Origin of the sequence: Mycobacterium sp. E1715 (assembly GCF_001667625.1) — a bacterium.
Lineage (GTDB): Bacteria > Actinomycetota > Actinomycetes > Mycobacteriales > Mycobacteriaceae > Mycobacterium.
In genome coordinates this window covers 1-919 of record NZ_LZJJ01000377.1, presented here as the reverse complement: position 1 = coordinate 919, position 919 = coordinate 1, and the positions used below count along the sequence as shown (strand labels likewise).

General features: G+C 67.6%; 1 protein-coding gene. It reads right to left on the bottom strand.

The genetic code is table 11. The annotated features are described in order from the left end of the window. On the bottom strand, window positions 1–919 hold a 919-nt coding region (locus A9X03_RS18855; protein ID WP_231975419.1), incomplete at both ends, for a condensation domain-containing protein.

Here is a 919-nt window from a genome sequence, read left to right as displayed (position 1 = left end):
AATCGACCACCCATCCGCGGCAATATGATGAGCCACCGCCACCAACACATGCTCATCGCAACCCACACGGAAAAGCGTTGCCCGCAAAGGAATCTCAACCGACAAATCAAACGCGTAGCGCGCCGCCGCCTCGATGACCTCCTGCAACCGGTTGGCGGACCAGCCGTCGGTCTTGACCACGTCCCATCTGACGGCGGATTGGGTGGGCGGCAGGACGATCTGCTGGGGGTTTCCCTCAGGTGCGGTGAAGACGGTGCGCAAACTTTCGTGCCGCGCCACCACGTCGCCCAGTGCGGCACGCAAAGCGTCGGTGTCGAGTGGACCCTCCAGTCGCAGCGCCGCCGCCATGTTGTAGACGGGCGACGGCCCGTGCAGTTGGTCGATAATCCACAACCGGGACTGGGCGAACGACAGTGGGACCGTCGGCGGGCGTTCGCAGGGCACCAACGGCGCCAGGCCACCGCCGCCGGCGCCGACGCGGGGGGCCAACTGCGCGACCGTGGGCGCCTCGAACAGCTCTCGCACCGAAAGGCGGCTGTCCAGGCCGTTATTGATGGCCGCGATCACCCGCATCGCCGACAGCGAGTCACCACCCAGATCGAAGAAGGAATCGTCCACGCCGACCCGCTCGACACCGAGGACTTGGGCGTAGATGCCGGCCAGGATCTCTTCGACCGCGGTGGCCGGGGCGCGGTAGTGATCGGCGTCCCGGTAGTCGGGCAGGGGCAGGGCCTGGGTGTCGAGTTTGCCGTTGACGGTGGTGGGTAGTGCCGGCAAGGCCACGATGGCCGCCGGGATCATGTAGGCCGGTAGCCGTTCGGCCAGTGCGGTGCGGAGTTCGCTGGGGTCGGCGGTGCCGGTGAGGTAGCCCACGAGGCGTTTGTCGCCGGGGCGGTCCTCGCGCACGACGACCACCGCT